This is a genomic window from Streptomyces sp. NPDC048337, from assembly GCF_043201175.1.
Lineage (GTDB): Bacteria > Actinomycetota > Actinomycetes > Streptomycetales > Streptomycetaceae > Streptomyces.
In genome coordinates this window covers 126,547-141,532 of record NZ_JBICYR010000023.1, presented here as the reverse complement: position 1 = coordinate 141,532, position 14,986 = coordinate 126,547, and the positions used below count along the sequence as shown (strand labels likewise).

13 protein-coding genes are annotated in these 14,986 nt (G+C 70.5%); 3 read left to right on the top strand and 10 right to left on the bottom strand.

Features of this window, described 5'->3' with window-relative positions; translation table 11 throughout:
- Nucleotides 1–250: 250 nt before the first annotated feature.
- Both ACGFYU_RS30420 and ACGFYU_RS30415 read left to right on the top strand, forming a co-directional pair.
- Nucleotides 251–652 (top strand): ATP-binding protein, encoded by a 402-nt coding sequence (locus ACGFYU_RS30420; protein ID WP_393830516.1) that lies wholly within the window; start codon nt 251–253, stop codon nt 650–652.
- Nucleotides 649–852, top strand: a complete 204-nt coding sequence (locus ACGFYU_RS30415; RefSeq protein WP_393830515.1) for a hypothetical protein — start codon at nt 649–651, stop codon at nt 850–852. Before ACGFYU_RS30420 ends, ACGFYU_RS30415 begins: the two co-directional genes overlap by 4 nt.
- A 77-nt stretch (nt 853–929) precedes the next feature.
- Here the strand turns inward: ACGFYU_RS30415 and ACGFYU_RS30410 are convergent, their stop codons facing one another.
- The 10 genes from ACGFYU_RS30410 to ACGFYU_RS30365 all read right to left on the bottom strand — a co-directional run bounded on the left by ACGFYU_RS30410 (nt 930) and on the right by ACGFYU_RS30365 (nt 14,268).
- On the bottom strand, nt 930–2,711 hold the full coding sequence (locus ACGFYU_RS30410) for an IucA/IucC family protein (protein WP_393830514.1): 1,782 nt from the start codon (nt 2,709–2,711) through the stop codon (nt 930–932).
- On the bottom strand, nt 2,708–3,295 hold the full coding sequence (locus ACGFYU_RS30405; protein ID WP_393830513.1) for a GNAT family N-acetyltransferase: 588 nt from the start codon (nt 3,293–3,295) through the stop codon (nt 2,708–2,710). Before ACGFYU_RS30405 ends, ACGFYU_RS30410 begins: the two co-directional genes overlap by 4 nt.
- Nucleotides 3,292–4,593, bottom strand: coding sequence for a lysine N(6)-hydroxylase/L-ornithine N(5)-oxygenase family protein (locus ACGFYU_RS30400; RefSeq protein ID WP_393830512.1), 1,302 nt, complete (start codon nt 4,591–4,593; stop codon nt 3,292–3,294). Before ACGFYU_RS30400 ends, ACGFYU_RS30405 begins: the two co-directional genes overlap by 4 nt.
- Nucleotides 4,577–6,067: a pyridoxal phosphate-dependent decarboxylase family protein gene (locus ACGFYU_RS30395; RefSeq protein WP_393830511.1), complete on the bottom strand. Its 1,491-nt coding sequence runs from the start codon at nt 6,065–6,067 to the stop codon at nt 4,577–4,579. The genes ACGFYU_RS30400 and ACGFYU_RS30395 overlap by 17 nt, the downstream gene beginning before the upstream one ends.
- Before the next feature lie 146 nt (nt 6,068–6,213).
- Nucleotides 6,214–7,119, bottom strand: a complete 906-nt coding sequence (locus ACGFYU_RS30390; RefSeq protein WP_393830510.1) for a siderophore-interacting protein — start codon at nt 7,117–7,119, stop codon at nt 6,214–6,216.
- Nucleotides 7,120–7,202: 83 nt separating this feature from the next.
- On the bottom strand, nt 7,203–8,237 hold the full coding sequence (locus ACGFYU_RS30385; RefSeq protein WP_393830509.1) for an ABC transporter substrate-binding protein: 1,035 nt from the start codon (nt 8,235–8,237) through the stop codon (nt 7,203–7,205).
- A gap of 140 nt (nt 8,238–8,377) precedes the next feature.
- On the bottom strand, nt 8,378–9,538 hold the full coding sequence (locus tag ACGFYU_RS30380) for an acyl-CoA dehydrogenase family protein (RefSeq protein WP_393830508.1): 1,161 nt from the start codon (nt 9,536–9,538) through the stop codon (nt 8,378–8,380).
- Nucleotides 9,539–9,546: 8 nt separating this feature from the next.
- On the bottom strand, nt 9,547–10,464 hold the full coding sequence (locus ACGFYU_RS30375; protein WP_393830521.1) for a hydroxymethylglutaryl-CoA lyase: 918 nt from the start codon (nt 10,462–10,464) through the stop codon (nt 9,547–9,549).
- An 11-nt stretch (nt 10,465–10,475) separates the two neighbouring features.
- A complete protein-coding gene (locus tag ACGFYU_RS30370) occupies nt 10,476–12,635 on the bottom strand; it encodes an acetyl/propionyl/methylcrotonyl-CoA carboxylase subunit alpha (protein WP_393830507.1) in 2,160 nt (719 codons plus the stop codon).
- Nucleotides 12,636–12,651: 16 nt separating this feature from the next.
- Nucleotides 12,652–14,268, bottom strand: coding sequence for a carboxyl transferase domain-containing protein (locus tag ACGFYU_RS30365; RefSeq protein ID WP_393830506.1), 1,617 nt, complete (start codon nt 14,266–14,268; stop codon nt 12,652–12,654).
- Nucleotides 14,269–14,367: 99 nt separating this feature from the next.
- Between ACGFYU_RS30365 and ACGFYU_RS30360 the strand changes: the two genes are divergently transcribed.
- On the top strand, nt 14,368–14,946 hold the full coding sequence (locus ACGFYU_RS30360; RefSeq protein WP_393830505.1) for a TetR/AcrR family transcriptional regulator: 579 nt from the start codon (nt 14,368–14,370) through the stop codon (nt 14,944–14,946).
- Nucleotides 14,947–14,986: the final 40 nt, after the last annotated feature.

The window sequence follows — 14,986 nt, the reverse complement described above, 5'->3', positions numbered from 1 at the left end:
ATCGAGAGCATGGACAGCCTCTACCCAGACGACAACACCTGCCTGCCCGGCACCACCGAATGATCAGCTACACCACTCCAAGGGACATGACCCCGGGGGCGTGGCCAACGCTTACAAGGAGCGTCAACGTGGTGCATTTTATCGGGCTGGTGTCGCCGGTACGGCAGTGGTGGCGAAGGCAAGTGCTTGTCCTCGCGACGTACGGGATCGATCTCGGACCCCGGGTCATTCACGGGCGGGCGGTGGTCCGGTGAGTGAGCCCGAGCAGGTGGTGCGGCGGTGGCGGCGGGAGGCGCGGTGTGTGCCGCTCGCGCGGGCCGAGCTGCGCAAGGCGCTGGCCGACTGGGGGCTTTCCGAGCTGGAGGGGGACGCCCTGCTCGTGGCCTCGGAGCTCGTGACCAACGCCGTGCGCCACGCCACCGTTCCCCGCGGCCGGGAGATCGAGACACGGTACGTCCGGCTGGACAACGGGGTTCGGGTCGAGGTGCATGACGCCAACCCCGCGCGGCCAGTGGTCGGAGTGTCGGAGGGGGACGGTGACGGCGGGCGTGGGCTGTACCTGGTGGCGGCCGTCGCCGATCGATGGGCCGTCGGGGAGCGGGTCGGGCCCGGGAAGCGGGTGTGGGCAGAGTTGTCCGTGAAGGTGCCGTGAGCGCCTGGTTGCTGACTCCCGACCGGACGGGGAGTGCGGCGATCTACGAGGTTGAGTGCACTTCGTGTCTGGCCGGGTCCGGGCCCGCCGATGACGACGACGGGCCCGCCGTCTGGGCCCTGCGGCACGCCCGAAGCACAGGGCACACCGGCTACCGCCGGATTGTCACCGATTTCCAGCGGGCGCTCGCGGCGGACTGAGGAGCACGGGCAGGCGGCCGAGGGACCTCCCCCAGCCTCCGGCCGGGGGGACCCCCAGGCCGCCCGCCCGTCCCCGATCACCGCCGGGCGAACGGCGCGACGGGGTTCTTGAGGGTGCCGATCAGCTGGAGGGCCGCCGACGGGTCCGCGAGGTCCACCATCTGCTTGTTGTTCCGCAGCTGGAGGCGGTTCAGGCAGGACAGCTGGAACTCCTCCGCGAAGAGGTCGTAGCGGGCGAAGCGGTCCGCCAGGGCCGGGACCGAGGCCTGGTAGTCGTGGGCGCAGTCCGCCACCGCCCGCCAGAACGTTTCCTCGGTGCAGATGCCCTCCGAGACCAGGATCGAGCCCAGGAAGCGGAAGAAGCAGTCGAAGACGTCCGTGAAGATGGACAGGAGCTTCATGTCCTCCGGGATGTCCGCCCGCACCCGCTCGACCGCCGGCGGGAGGACCGCGTCCGGGTCCATGACGACGATCTCCTCGGCGATGTCCTTGAAGATCGCCCGCTGCACGACGCCGTCCTTGATGACCAGGATGGTGTTCTCGCCGTGCGGCATGTACGCGAGGTCGTACTTGTAGAAGCAGTGGAGGAGGGGGAGGAGGTACGAACGGAGGTACGGCTTCAGCCACTCCGACGGGGTGAGGCCAGACTCCGCGATCAGCGCGCCTACGAAGGACTTGCCCTCCGCGTCCACGTGGAGGAGGGAGGCCATCGTCGCGAGGCGTTCGCCGTCCCGCAGGGAGTTGACCGGGGACTCGCGCCACAGCGCGGCCAGCATCTTCCGGTACGGGGAGTAGCGGTCCGTCGCGCGCTCGTACTGGCGGTGGTGGTATCCGATCGCCGCGCGCTCGCGGATGATCGAGAAGTTGACCGACTGGAGGGTCTCGTCCCCCTCGATCAGCTGGTGCAGCCAGTCGTTGATCGCCGGAGTGGCCTCCATGTACGCCGCCGACAGGCCCCGCATGAAGCCCATGTTCAGAACCGAGATGGCCGTCTTCACGTAGTGCTTGGTGGGGGTGGTCGTGTTGAAGAAGGTGCGGATCGACTGCTGGGGGAGGTACGAGTCCTCGCCCTCGCCCAGCAGGACCAGGCGGCGGTTCGCGATCTCGGCCGCGAAGGTGACCGTGGTCTTGTTCCACCACTGCCAGGGGTGGACCGGGAAGAGGTGGTAGTCCGCCGGGTCCAGGTCCAGGGAGGCCAGTCTGGCCCGGAAGCCGGCGACCGCCGCCTCGCCCAGCTCCTCGCGCATGAACGAGTCGTGGTCCAGGCCCGCCCCCGCCGTGAAGGTGGAGACGTCCTTGTGGGCCGCGACCCACACCAGGTGCACCGGGCTCGCGGTCTCCGGGGCGTACGAGAGGTACTCGTGCACGCCGAAGCCCAGGCGGCCGTTGTTGGCCACGAAGCACGGGTGGCCCTCGGTCATGCCCGTCTCGATGTCCTGGAAGGAGGACTTGGCGAGGACGGAGGAGGGGATCTGGGGCTTCGTGTACTTGAAGCCCGCACCGGCCAGGGTGGAGGAGATCTCCTCCAGGTAGACCGGGAGGACCTCCGCGCTCAGGCCCAGGGTCCGCTGGAGTTCGATGTGGAAGTCCAGGGCGTCCAGGTCGAGCTGCCGGCCATCGCCGTGGCGGGTGATCGAGGACTCCTCCACCGCCCAGTGGTCCAGGGCGTGGAGGACGGCCCGGAAGCGGTACTCGACGGTGCCGTCGTCGCTCAGGACCGAGTAGCGGTCGTCGCCCAGCGGCTTCGGGGTCAGCAGGCGCTCGTGGGAGAACTCCGCCAGTGCCTTGCGGACCAGCGCGCGGTTGGCGCGGGCCCACAGCTCGGGGGAGAGGTGGGAGACGGCGTCGGTGAGGCTCATATGGACGCTCCCTGGGTGATGCCGGTGGCGGCTTCGAACTGGGCGCGGGTGCAGAAGCTGAGGAGGGCTTCCTTCTCCGGCTTCTGGACCGGGCCGTCGGGGACGAAGCCGACCGCCTCGTTGAGGGCGTGGACCGCCGTGTTGCGGACGTCCGGTTCCACGACCACCCGCTCCGTCGCCGGGTCGGCGAAGAGGGAGGCCATGACCGTGGTGATGACCGCGCGGGTGAAGCCGGTCAGAGGGGTTTCGGTCGGGGCCACCAGGAAGTGCATGCCGATGTCGCCGGGCTGGGCCTCGTACAGGCCGACCAGTTCCAGGCGGGACGGGTCGTAGCTCTCCATCAGGAAGGCCGGGCGCCCCTCGTGCAGGCCGATGAAGGCCTGGTGGTGCTCGTGCGCGGTGATGCGCATGTACTCGCGCTCCACGTCCGGGAGGGAGGCGTCCTGCATCATCCAGAACGAGGCCTTGGGGTGCGTGACCCAGCCGTGCAGCAGCTCCGCGTCCGCGAAGGGGTCCAGCGGGCGGATGGAGAACTCCCCGAGGGCGGAGTCCGTCCGGGTGAAGAGGGTTTCGGTGGTGCTCATACGAGGGTGCCTTCCGGGGCTGCGAACTGCTGGAACGCGATGGACTTCTCGACCTTGTAGTACTCGCGGCCGAGGAGCTCACCAATGATGTAGGCGTTGCGGTACGCGGCCATGCCCAGGTCGGGCGAGGTCAGGGAGTGGTTGTGGGTCGTGCCGTTCTGGAGGTACACCGCGCGGCCCGTCACGTCGACCGCGTAGTTGCGGCCGGCGTCGAGGCGGCCGCGGCCGTCGAAGTTCAGGCGGTCGCGGACCGGGGCCAGGAACTCCGGGGTGCGGTACTTGTAGCCCGTGGCCAGGACCAGGCCCTCGGAGGCGAGGGTGAAGTCCCGCTCCTGCTCCTCCTGGCGCAGGCCCAGGGTGTACGTGCCCGTGGTGGTGTCGTACGCCGCGCTGTTGAGGGAGGTGTTGGTCAGCAGGGTGGTCGGGACGGGGCCCGGCATGCTGATCTTCTTCTGGTAGAGCAGGTCGAAGATGGCGTTGATCAGATCGCCGTCGATGCCCTTGAAGAGGTTCTTCTGCTGGGTTTCGAGGCGGTAGCGGGTGTCCTCGGGGAGGGCGTGGAAGTAGTCCACGTACTCCGGGGAGGTCATCTCCAGCGTCAGCTTCGTGTATTCGAGGGGGAAGAAGCGCGGGGAGCGGGTGACCCAGTTGAGCTGGTAGCCGTGCACGTCGATCTCGGCCAGCAGGTCGTAGTAGATCTCGGCCGCGCTCTGGCCGGAGCCGATCAGGGTGATCGACTTCTTCCGCTGGAGCTCCGCCTTGTTCTGCATGTAGGTGGAGTTGTGGAGGAAGTCGCCGGCGAGGTGCTCGCAGGACGCCGGGACGTGCGGCGGAGTGCCAGTGCCCAGGATCAGGCGGCGGGCCAGGTGGGTCTCGCCCTGGTCGGTGTGGACCTCGTAGAGGGCGGTCCGCTCGTCGTAGGTGACCTCGGTGACGGAGGTGGAGTACCGGACGTTGTCGAGGCGGTCGGCGGCCCAGCGGCAGTAGTCGTTGTACTCCGCGCGCAGCGGGTAGAAGTTCTCCCGGATGTAGAAGGAGTACAGCCGGTCTTTGTCCTTCAGGTAGTTCAGGAAGGAGAAGGGCGAGGTCGGGTCGGCGAGCGTGACCAGGTCCGACATGAACGGCGTCTGCAGGTGCGCGCCGTCCAGGAACATCCCCGCGTGCCACTCGAAGTGCGGCTTCGACTCGATGAACAGGCCGTCGAGTTCCTCGATCGGCGCGGTCAGGCAGGCGAGTCCCAGGTTGAAGGGACCGAGGCCGATGCCGATGAAGTCGTGGGGCTCAGTGGTGGACGGCAAGGGATTCTCCCAGGAACTGCTCGGCGTGTGCGGCGAGGAGGTCGAGGACGGCCGCGATGTCGGCCGTCGTGGTCTGCGGGTTGAGGAGGGTGAACTTCAGGTACTGCTTCCCGTCCACCTTGGTGCCGGCGACGACGGCCTCGCCGGAGGCGAAGAGGGCCTTGCGGGCGTGGAGCTGGGCCTCGTCGGCCAGGTCGGCGGGGACGTCCTCGCCGGGCAGGAAGCGGAAGACGAGCGTGGAGATCTGCGGCTTGACGACGACCTCGAAACGCGGGTCGGCCTCGATGACCTCGTAGCCGGCGGCGGCCAGGTCGACGACCTCGTCGAAGAGGGACCCGACCCCGTCGGCGCCCATGATGCGCAGGGTCATCCACAGCTTGAGGGCGTCGAAGCGGCGGGTTGTCTGGATGGACTTGTCGACCTGGTTCGGGATCCGCTCCTCGGCCATGCGGCGCGGGTTGAGGTAGTCCGCGTGGTACGTGGCGTGCTTGAGGGTGTCGCGGTCGCGGACCAGCATCGCGCTGGAACTCACGGGCTGGAAGAAGGACTTGTGGTAGTCGACCGTGACCGAGTCGGCGCGCTCGATGCCGTCGAGGAGGTGCCGGCGGGTGGGGGAGACCAGCAGTCCGCAGCCGTACGCGGCGTCCACGTGCATCCACGAGGAGTGCTCGGCGGCCAGGCGGGCGATCTCGGGGAGCGGGTCGATGGACCCGAAGTCGGTGGTGCCGGCGGTGGCGACGACGGCCATCGGGAAGAGGCCCTCGGCGGCGCAGTTCTCCAGCTCCAGGGCGAGGAGTGAGGTGTCCATGCGCCGGTTGCGGTCGACCGGGACGGAGATGACGGCCTCGTAGCCCAGGCCCAGCATGGCGGCCGACTTCTGCACACTGAAGTGGCTGGCCTCGGAGGTGAAGATGCGCAGCTTGGGGAGGAGTTCGGCCTTGGTGAGGCCGACGCCCGCGTCCAGGGCCCGCTTCATGACGGTCCGGCAGGCCTCGTCGCGGGCCAGCAGCAGGGCGTGGAAGTTGGACTGGCTGCCGCCGGAGGTGAAGATGCCGTCCGCGCCCTCCCCGAGGCCGATGCGGCGGGCGGTCCAGTCGATCAGGCGGCGCTCGATCAGCGTGCCGCCGATGGACTGGTCCCAGGTGTCGAGGGAGGAGTTGACGGCCGCCATGACGGCCTCGCCGACCACGGCGGGGATGACCACCGGGCAGTTGAGGTGGCCCAGGTAGCGCGGGTGGTGGAAGTAGACGGCGTCGCGGAGGTAGACGTCCTCCAGCTCGGCGAGCGCGGCCGAGGCGTCGGCCAGCGGGGTGTCGAGGTCGATCCCGTTGATGACCGGGGCGAGTTCGTCGACGGATATGCCGGTGTGGGGCCGTTCCGTGGTGGCGAGTTTGGCGGCGACGCGGTCGACGCCCTCGGTGACAGAACGCCGGTAGAGATCCGCGGTCGTCTCGTTCAGCAGATGCTGGCGCATCAACTTTCCTCCGGGCAGGGGGAGAAGGTGGGGGTGGGGCAGGCGTTGATTAGGTTAGCCTAACCTAACTGAGACGCCAAATGGAGAAGGGCCCCGGCCGAAGCCGGGGCCCTTCTCTCAAATGCCCTGTGAAACAGGATTGTTGACTAGAGCTCGGACGCGGGGTCCTCGCTCGGAGCCTGGCCCGCGTATGCCTCCGCGAGCAGCTCCTCCTCGCTCGCGCCGAGCCGCCAGTAGCCGGTGAAACGCACCGCGCGGCGGTCGACGGAACGTTCCTGCACGAAGTGGCGGCGCACCGCGCGGACGGTGCCCGCCTCACCCGCGAGCCACGCGTACGGGGCTTCGGCCGAGGCGGGTTCGCCGGAGCGCAGCGCCTCCAGTACCTGTTCGGTCCGCTCGCGGCCCGCGCCCGCGCGCACGATCCAGGTGATGTCCGCGTCGGCGAGGGTCGGCAGGTCCAGCCGGTCGTCCTCGTGCGGGACCTCGAACCAGGCCCGGACCCGGGTTCCGGCGTCCAGCCGGTCCAGGATCGCCGCCGCGGCCGGCAGGGCGGTCTCGTCCGCGTACATCCAGATCGCGTCGGTGGCGGCCGGCGGCTGGAACCGTACGGACTTGTTCTCGGCGACGGCCGGGCCGATCGCCATGATCCGCCGGCCGGTCACCGCCCGCCCGGCCCAGTGCGACGCGGGGGACGTGTCGCCGTGGAGGACGAAGTCGATGTCCACCTCGTCCACGCCCCCGTCCGTACGGCGCTGCTCGCGCACGGTGTAGGAGCGCATCACCGGACGCTCCTCGTCGGGCATCCCGCGCCAGGCGCCGAACCAGGTGTCCTCGTCCGTGGACGGGAGCACGGTGTGCTCGTGTCCCGGCGGCGGCAGGAAGAGCGACAGGCTCTGGTCGTAGCCGCCCGAACGGAAGTCCGCGAGGGACTCCCCGCCGAACGTGACGCGCAGGAACGAGTGGCCGAGGCGGCGCGTGCGGAGTACTTCGAGCGCGAAGAAGCGGAAGTGCGCGGCCGCCGGGGCGTCGGCGTCCTGTGCGGTGGCGGTCATACGAGGAGTCCCCCCTGGGAATCGGTACGGCGCGGGGCGCCCGGGGCCGTTGTGGGCCCCGGGCGCCGGATCACGTCTGTGGGTCAGCTGACCTTCTTGGCGCCCTGGATGGCCTTCGCGAGGTCCTCGAGGATCTGGGCGCACTTCTCGTACGAGTAGATCGGCTCGGTGACGCGCGGGGTGACCTGGCCGGCCTTCACCGCGGGGAGCTCGGCCCAGGTGGCCTTGGCCTTCAGGTCCGCCGGCTGGAGGGTGCCGGTGCGGTTGTCGAGCAGGATGACGTCGGCCTTGTACTTGCCGGCGTTCTCCCAGCTCAGGCTCTCGAAGAAGCCGCCCTCGTCCAGCTTCTCCGGGGTGACGAACTCGACGCCGAGGGACTTGAAGTACTTCAGGTCGGCCGAGGTGTCCGGGGTGGAGGCGTAGAAGAGGTCGGCGGAACCGGAGCCGACGAGGACCTTGATGCCCGGGTTGGCCTTGGTGGCCTCGCGGAGCTTGGCGGAGGCGGCCTCGAAGCGGGACTTCGCGTCGACGGTCTTCTTGGCGTTCATGTCGGCGCCCAGGGACTTGGCGAGGTCCGCGGTGCGCTCCAGGGCCTTGTCCATGGAGACGTTGCCGCCGACGCCGATCGCGGCGGCGGGGGCCACCTTCAGGATCTTGTCCTTGGAGGCCTCGGGCACGTACCAGTAGCTGCCGTCCCAGGTGTTGGTGACGAGCAGGTCGGGCTGGAGGGCCGCGTACTTCTCGACGTTGAACTCGTCGTAGACGTTGCCCAGGATCTCGACCTTGGAGATGTCCATCGAGCCCGCCTGGACGTCGGCCTTGCCGTCGGCGGTCTTGGTCGGGCCGAAGACGCCCTTGACCGGGATGCCGTAGTCGTACAGCGCGGCGGCGGTGCCGGTGAAGGCGACGATGTTCTTCGGCTTGGCCTTGGTGCTGACGTCCTTGCCCAGGTCGTCCTTGAAGGTCCAGGCGCCCGAGGCGGCCGACTTGTCCGAGCCGCCGTCACCCTCCTTCGAGTCGGCGCCGCCGCACGCGGTGAGCACCGCGACCAGGCCGAGGGCGCCGCCGGCCGCGATGAATCCGCGACGGGTGAAGGGGGAGATTCGGGACTTGGGCATGTCGATGTCCGATTTCGTGCGTGCCGGGCGGCCACTGAGCCGTTCGGTGGGAAGGTTAGCCTAACCTTGGCTGAAATTGGTAAGGGGGCCCTAAGTTTTTCTCAGGACCCCCTCCGGCGCGCTCCGCCGCACCCGCCGCTCTAGCCGGCGAAGCCCAGCTCACGCGCGATCAGCATGCGCTGGACCTCGCTCGTGCCCTCGCCGATCTCCAGGATCTTGGAGTCCCGCCACATGCGGGCCACGGGGTACTCGTTCATGAACCCGTAGCCGCCGTGGATCTGGGTGGCGTCACGGGCGTTGTCGACGGCCACCGTGGAGGAGTACAGCTTCGCGATCGCCGCCTCCTTCTTGAAGGGCTCGCCGGCCACCAGGCGGGAGGCCGCGTCCCGCCAGCCGATGCGGGCCATGTGGGCGCGCATCTCCATGTCGGCCAGCTTGAACTGGATGGCCTGGTTGTCGCCGATCGCCTTGCCGAAGGCGTGCCGCTCCTTGGCGTACTTCACCGACTCGTCCACGCAGCCCTGGGCCAGGCCCGTCGCGAGCGCGGAGATGGCGATCCGCCCCTCGTCCAGGATGCGCAGGAACTGGGCGTAGCCGCGGCCCTCTTCGCCGACGAGGTTGGCCAGCGGGACCCGTACGCCGTCGAAGGACAGCTCGCGGGTGTCCGAGGCGTTCCAGCCGACCTTGGAGTAGGGCGCGGCCACCGTGAAGCCCGGGGTGCCGGACGGGACGATGATCGAGGAGATCTCCGGGCGGCCGTCCGCCTTGCGGCCCGTCACGGCGGTGACCGTGACCAGACCGGTGATGTCCGTGCCGGAGTTGGTGATGAAGCACTTCGAGCCGTTGATGACCCACTCGTCGCCCTCGCGGACGGCGGTGGTGCGGGTGCCGCCCGCGTCGCTGCCGGCGCCGGGCTCGGTCAGGCCGAAGGCGCCCAGGATCTCCCCGGAGCACATCTTCGGCAGCCACTCCCGCTTCTGCTCCTCGGAGCCGAAGAGGTAGATCGGCATGGCACCGAGGGAGACCCCGGCCTCCAGGGTGATGGCGACCGAGGAGTCGACGCGCGCCAGCTCCTCCAGGGCGATGCCGAGGGCGAGGTAGTCGCCGCCCATGCCGCCGTACTCCTCGGGGAAGGGCAGGCCGAACAGGCCCATGCGGCCCATCTCGGCGACGATCTCGTACGGGAACTCGTGGCGCTCGTACAGGTCGCCGATCTTCGGTGCGATGACGTCGTGCGCGAACGCCTCGACGGTGCGGCGGAGTTCCTCGTGCTCAGGGGTGAGCCGGTGGTCGAGGGCCATGGTCTTCGTTACTCCTTGTGGGAGAGTGCGCGGACGGTACGGGAGGGGCTGGGACGGCCCAGCTGTTCGGCCATCCACACGCTCGTGGCGGTGAGGGCGGCCAGATCGACCCCGGTCTCGATGCCGAGGCCGTCGAGCATCCACACCAGGTCCTCGGTCGCGAGGTTGCCGGTGGCGCTCTTGGCGTACGGGCATCCGCCGAGGCCGCCGGCGGAGGCGTCGACCGTGGTCACGCCGTGCTGGAGCGCGGCGAGGGTGTTGGACAGGGCCTGGCCGTAGGTGTCGTGGAAGTGCACGCCGATCCGGTCGGTGCCGACGCCCACCTCGTTCAGGCTGCTCAGCAGTTCCTGGACGTGGCCGGGGGTGGCGACGCCGATGGTGTCGCCGAGGCTCAGCTCGTCGCAGCCGAGGTCGAGCAGGGCCTTGGCGGTACGGACCACCTGGTGGACCGGGACCGGGCCCTCCCAGGGGTCGCCGAAGCACATCGAGAGGTAGCCGCGCACATGCGCCTTGTCCTCCTTGGCGCGGGCCACGACGGGCTCGAACATGGCGAGCGACTCGGCGACGGTCCGGTTGAGGTTGCGGGAGGCGAAGGTCTCGGTCGCGGAACCGAAGACGGCGATACGGGTGGCCCCGAGGGCCAGCGCACGGTCGAGGCCGCGCTCGTTCGGCACGAGCACCGGCAGCGCCGCCTCGACGTCGCCGAGCAGCGGGAAGAGCTGCTCGGCGTCGGCGAGCTGGGGCACCCACTTGGGGTGGACGAAGCTGGTGGCCTCGATGGTGGTCAGGCCGGCCGCGGCGAGCCGGTGGATGAACTCGGCCTTGACGGCGGTGGGTACGGCCGTCTTCTCGTTCTGCAGCCCGTCGCGGGCGCCGACCTCGTGGATCCGGACCCGCGCGGGCAGGCCGGTGCTCGGGACGGTCATGGGCAGGCGGTTCACGCGCTCTCCTCCTCGTCCGGGGTGACCACGGCCAGGACCTGGTCCATGGCGACGGTGCTGCCGGGGGTCACGTCGAGCTCGGTGACGGTCCCGGCGTGCGGGGCGGAGATGACGTGCTCCATCTTCATCGCCTCGACGACGAGCAGGCTCTGACCGGAGGTCACCTTGTCGCCGACGGCCACCTTGACGACGGTGACGGTGCCGGGCATGGGGGCGGCGAGGGTGTCCGCCCCTGCGCTCGCCGCGCCTTGAGCGGCTACCGGGTCGTGGTGCTGCACGTGCCAGGAGTCGGCGTCGCGGCCGAGCCAGGTCCCCTCCGGGGAGGTGGCGTGGCTGAAGCGGTGGGTGACCCCGTCGAGTTCGATGGTGAGGTGGTCCGGGGTGAGGCTGACGATCCGGGCGCGCGCCGGTGTGCCGGGGCTCTGCCCCAGACCCCGCGCCTCAATCGCCGGCGAGGCTGGAGTTGGGCCGGTGCCGTCGGAGATCAGCAGCTCGGAGTCCGCGCCCAGGGGGCGGGTACGGACCTCCACGGGATCCTGGCCGGGCAGCCGGAAGTGGTGCACCGTCCAGGCGGGCGTACCGCCGAGCCGCCACCCATTGGCGGCGTCGAACGGATCGACCCACCCGTTCGGGCCCGCCGGAGCGTGCCCACCCTGCCCCGCCCGGGCGTGCCCACCCAGCCTCGCCGGCGTTTGATGCGCGGGGTCTGGGGCGGAGCCCCAGTTTCGGGAAGGGGCGGGGTGGGGGAAAGCGGCCTTCAGCAGCGCAGCCGCCGCGTACACCTCCGGCGGGACGCCGTCCGGGAGTAGCTCGGAAAGGTCGCGCTCGACCAGCCCGGTGTCCAGGTCGCCCGACACCACGTCCGGGTGGGCCAGCAGCCTGCGCAGGAAACCGGCGTTGGTCTGGACGCCCAGGATCACCGTGTCGGCGAGAGCGCCCCGCAGCATGCGCAAGGCCGAGGCCCGGTCCGGCCCGTGCACGATGACCTTCGACAGCATCGGGTCGTACGTGGAGCCCACCGGAACCCCCGCCAGCAGCCCGGAGTCCGTACGCACCGCCCCACCCGACGGCTCCGACAGCGCCAGCACGGTGCCGCCGGACGGCAGGAACCCCCGCGCCGGGTCCTCCGCGCAGACGCGGGCCTCGATCGCGTGGCCCGTCAGGCGGACGTCCGACTGCTTGAAGCCCAGCGGCTCGCCCGCCGCCACCCGCAGCTGTTGCTCCACCAGGTCCAGCCCGGTGATCAGCTCCGTCACCGGGTGCTCGACCTGCAGCCGGGTGTTCATCTCCATGAAGTAGTACGAGGACGGGTCCCCGCCCGGGACGATGAACTCCACCGTGCCCGCGCCGACGTATCCGCAGGAGCGCGCCGCCTCCACGGCCGCCGCGCCCATCGCCGCCCGAGTCTCCTCGTCCAGCAGGACGCTCGGCGCCTCCTCGATCACCTTCTGGTGCCGCCGCTGGAGCGAGCACTCGCGCTCGCCCAGGTGGACCACGTTGCCGTGTGCGTCCGCCAGCACCTGGATCTCGATGTGCCGCGGCCGGTCCACCCACCGCTCGACCAGCAGGGTGTCGTCGCCGAAGGAGGACCGCGCCTCGCGGCGGGCCGCCGCGATCTCCTCGGCCAGTACGGCCGCGTCGCGGACCAGCCGCATGCCCTTGCCGCCGCCGCCCGCCGAGGGCTTGAGCAGCACCGGCATGCCGATCCCCTCGGCCGCCGCGACCAGTTCGGCATCCGACAGACCGCTGCCGGAGGAGCCGGGCACCACCGGGACGCCGGCGGCGCGCACCGTCTCCTTGGCCCGGATCTTGTCCCCCATCAGGGAGATCGCCGAGGCCGGCGGCCCGATGAAGGCCAGCCCGGCCTCGGAGCAGGCCTGCGCGAAGGCGGCGTTCTCGGCGAGGAAGCCGTAGCCGGGGTGGACGGCCTCGGCCCCGGTGCGGCGGGCCGCGTCGAGCAGCCGCTCCACCGACAGGTAGCTCTCGGCGGCCGCCGCCGGGCCGATCCGGACGGCAGTGTCGGCCTCCCGTACGTGCCGCGCGTCCGCGTCCGCGTCGCTGAAGACGGCCACGGAGCGGATGCCGAGCTCCCGCAGGGTGCGGATGACCCGGACCGCGATCTCGCCGCGGTTCGCGACCAGAACAGTGCTGAACATCAGTGAGGTCCTCACGTCACATACGGAAGATGCCGAAGCCCGAGTCGCCCAGCGGGGCGTTCGCGCACGCGGTCAGGGCCAGTCCCAGCACCTGCCGGGTCTCCATCGGGTCGATGACCCCGTCGTCCCACAGCCGGGCCGTGGCGTAGTAGGCGTTGCCCTGTTCCTCGTACTGCGCGCGGACCGGGGCCTTGAAGGCCTCCTCGTCCTCGGCCGGCCACTCCTGGCCGGCGCCCTCGATCTGGTCCCGCTTGACCGTGGCCAGGACGGAGGCGGCCTGCTCGCCGCCCATCACCGAGATCTTGGCGTTGGGCCACATCCACAGGAAGCGCGGCGAGTACGCCCGCCCGCACATCGAGTAGTTGCCCGCGCCGTAGGAGCCGCCGACCACCACCGTCAGCTTCGGGACCCGCGTGCAGGCCACCGCCGTGACCATCTTGGCGCCGTGTTTGGCGATGCCGCCGGCCTCGTAGTCGCGGCCGACCATGAAGCCGGAGATGTTCTGGAGGAAGAGCAGCGGGATGCCGCGCTGGTCGCACAGCTCGATGAAGTGGGCGCCCTTCTGGGCGGATTCGGAGAAGAGGATGCCGTTGTTGGCGACGATCCCGACCGGGTGCCCGTGGATCCGGGCGAAGCCGGTGACGAGCGTCTGCCCGAACTCCGCCTTGAACTCCTGGAAGCGGGACCCGTCCACGATCCGCGCGATGATCTCGCGGGCGTCGTACGGGGTGCGGGAGTCGACGGGGACCGCGCCGTAAAGCCCGTACGGGTCCACCTTGGGCTCCTCGGGAGCCTCGACCGACCAGGGCAGGGCGCCGCGCTCGGGCAGGGTCGCCACGATGTTCCGTACGATCCGCAGTGCGTGCGCGTCGTCCTCCGCGAGGTGGTCGGTGACGCCGGAGATCCGGGAGTGGACCTCGCCGCCGCCCAGCTCCTCGGCCGTGACGACCTCACCGGTGGCGGCCTTCACCAGCGGGGGGCCGCCGAGGAAGATCGTGCCCTGGCCGCGGACGATGACGGCCTCGTCGCTCATCGCCGGGACGTACGCCCCGCCCGCCGTGCAGGAGCCGAGGACGGCGGCGATCTGCGGGATGCCGGCGCCGGACATGCGCGCCTGGTTGTAGAAGATGCGGCCGAAGTGCTCGCGGTCGGGGAAGACCTCGTCCTGCATGGGGAGGAAGGCACCGCCCGAGTCGACCAGGTAGAGGCAGGGGAGACGGTTCTCCAGGGCCACTTCCTGGGCGCGCAGGTGCTTCTTGACGGTCATCGGGTAGTACGTGCCGCCCTTGACGGTGGCGTCGTTGGCGACGATCACGCACTCGCGGCCGCTGACCCGGCCGATGCCCGCGATGACCCCGGCGGCGGGGGCCGCGCCCCCGTACATCCCCTCGGCGGCCAGCGGGGCCAGCTCCAGGAAGGGGGATCCGGGGTCGAGGAGGGTGTCCACGCGGTCGCGCGGGAGGAGCTTCCCGCGGGCGGTGTGGCGGGCGCGGGCCTTCTCCCCGCCGCCGAGGCGGGCCGCCTCCAGCCGGGCGCGCAGGCCCTCGGCGAGCTCGCGGTGGGCGGCCTCGTTGGTCCGCCAGGCCTCGGACGCCGGGTCCGCGGCGCTCGTCAGCACTGGTGCCTGCTGCATCGGTCGAGCTCCCTTGCTCGGTGCACGCTGTTAATGAGCGTTAACGCATGTACCGCTTAGGTTAACGACCGCTAACGGCCCTGTCTAGAATGGTTTCCCATGAGCACCAGAGCGGCCGCCCCGACCCGTCGCGAGCAGATCCTCAGTGAGGCCGCCCGCCTCTTCGCCGCGCGTGGTTTCCACGGCGTCGGGGTCGACGAGATAGGGGCCGCGGTGGGCATCAGCGGCCCCGGTCTCTACCGGCACTTCGCGGGCAAGGACGCCATGCTCGCCGAGCTGCTCGTCGGCATCAGCGAGCGGCTGCTGACCGGCGGCCGCCGCCGGGTGGAGGAGGCGGCGGGCGATCCGGCCCTGGTCCTGTCCTCCCTCATCGACGGCCACATCGACTTCGCGCTCGACGACCGGGCGCTGATCACCCTGCACGACCGGGAGCTCGACCGGCTGCGGGAGGCCGACCGCAAGCTCGTACGGCAGCTGCAGCGGCAGTACGTGGAGCTGTGGGTGGACGTCGTACGGGAACTGCACCCGGAGGTGGGCGAGGCGGAGGTACGGGTCTCCGTGCACGCGGTCTTCGGCCTGCTGAACTCCACCCCCCACCTGGCGGCCCTGGGGCGGGAGGCGACCGAGTCGCTGCTCCGGCGGCTCGCGCACGGGGCGTTCGGGGCGCTGTCGGGGTGAGCGGGGGCGTCCGCCGGCTGGGATGGGCGCGGCGCCTCCG

Coding starts and splice junctions, on each gene's coding strand:
- ACGFYU_RS30410 (WP_393830514.1), bottom strand. CDS start 2,711: ATGAGCCTCACCGACGCCGTCTCCCACCTCTCCCCCGAGCTGTGGGCC.
- ACGFYU_RS30405 (WP_393830513.1), bottom strand. CDS start 3,295: ATGAGCACCACCGAAACCCTCTTCACCCGGACGGACTCCGCCCTCGGG.
- ACGFYU_RS30395 (WP_393830511.1), bottom strand. CDS start 6,067: ATGCGCCAGCATCTGCTGAACGAGACGACCGCGGATCTCTACCGGCGT.
- ACGFYU_RS30390 (WP_393830510.1), bottom strand. CDS start 7,119: ATGACCGCCACCGCACAGGACGCCGACGCCCCGGCGGCCGCGCACTTC.
- ACGFYU_RS30385 (WP_393830509.1), bottom strand. CDS start 8,237: ATGCCCAAGTCCCGAATCTCCCCCTTCACCCGTCGCGGATTCATCGCG.
- ACGFYU_RS30380 (WP_393830508.1), bottom strand. CDS start 9,538: ATGGCCCTCGACCACCGGCTCACCCCTGAGCACGAGGAACTCCGCCGC.
- ACGFYU_RS30375 (WP_393830521.1), bottom strand. CDS start 10,464: ATGACCGTCCCGAGCACCGGCCTGCCCGCGCGGGTCCGGATCCACGAG.
- ACGFYU_RS30370 (WP_393830507.1), bottom strand. CDS start 12,635: ATGTTCAGCACTGTTCTGGTCGCGAACCGCGGCGAGATCGCGGTCCGG.
- ACGFYU_RS30365 (WP_393830506.1), bottom strand. CDS start 14,268: ATGCAGCAGGCACCAGTGCTGACGAGCGCCGCGGACCCGGCGTCCGAG.
- ACGFYU_RS30360 (WP_393830505.1), top strand. CDS start 14,368: ATGAGCACCAGAGCGGCCGCCCCGACCCGTCGCGAGCAGATCCTCAGT.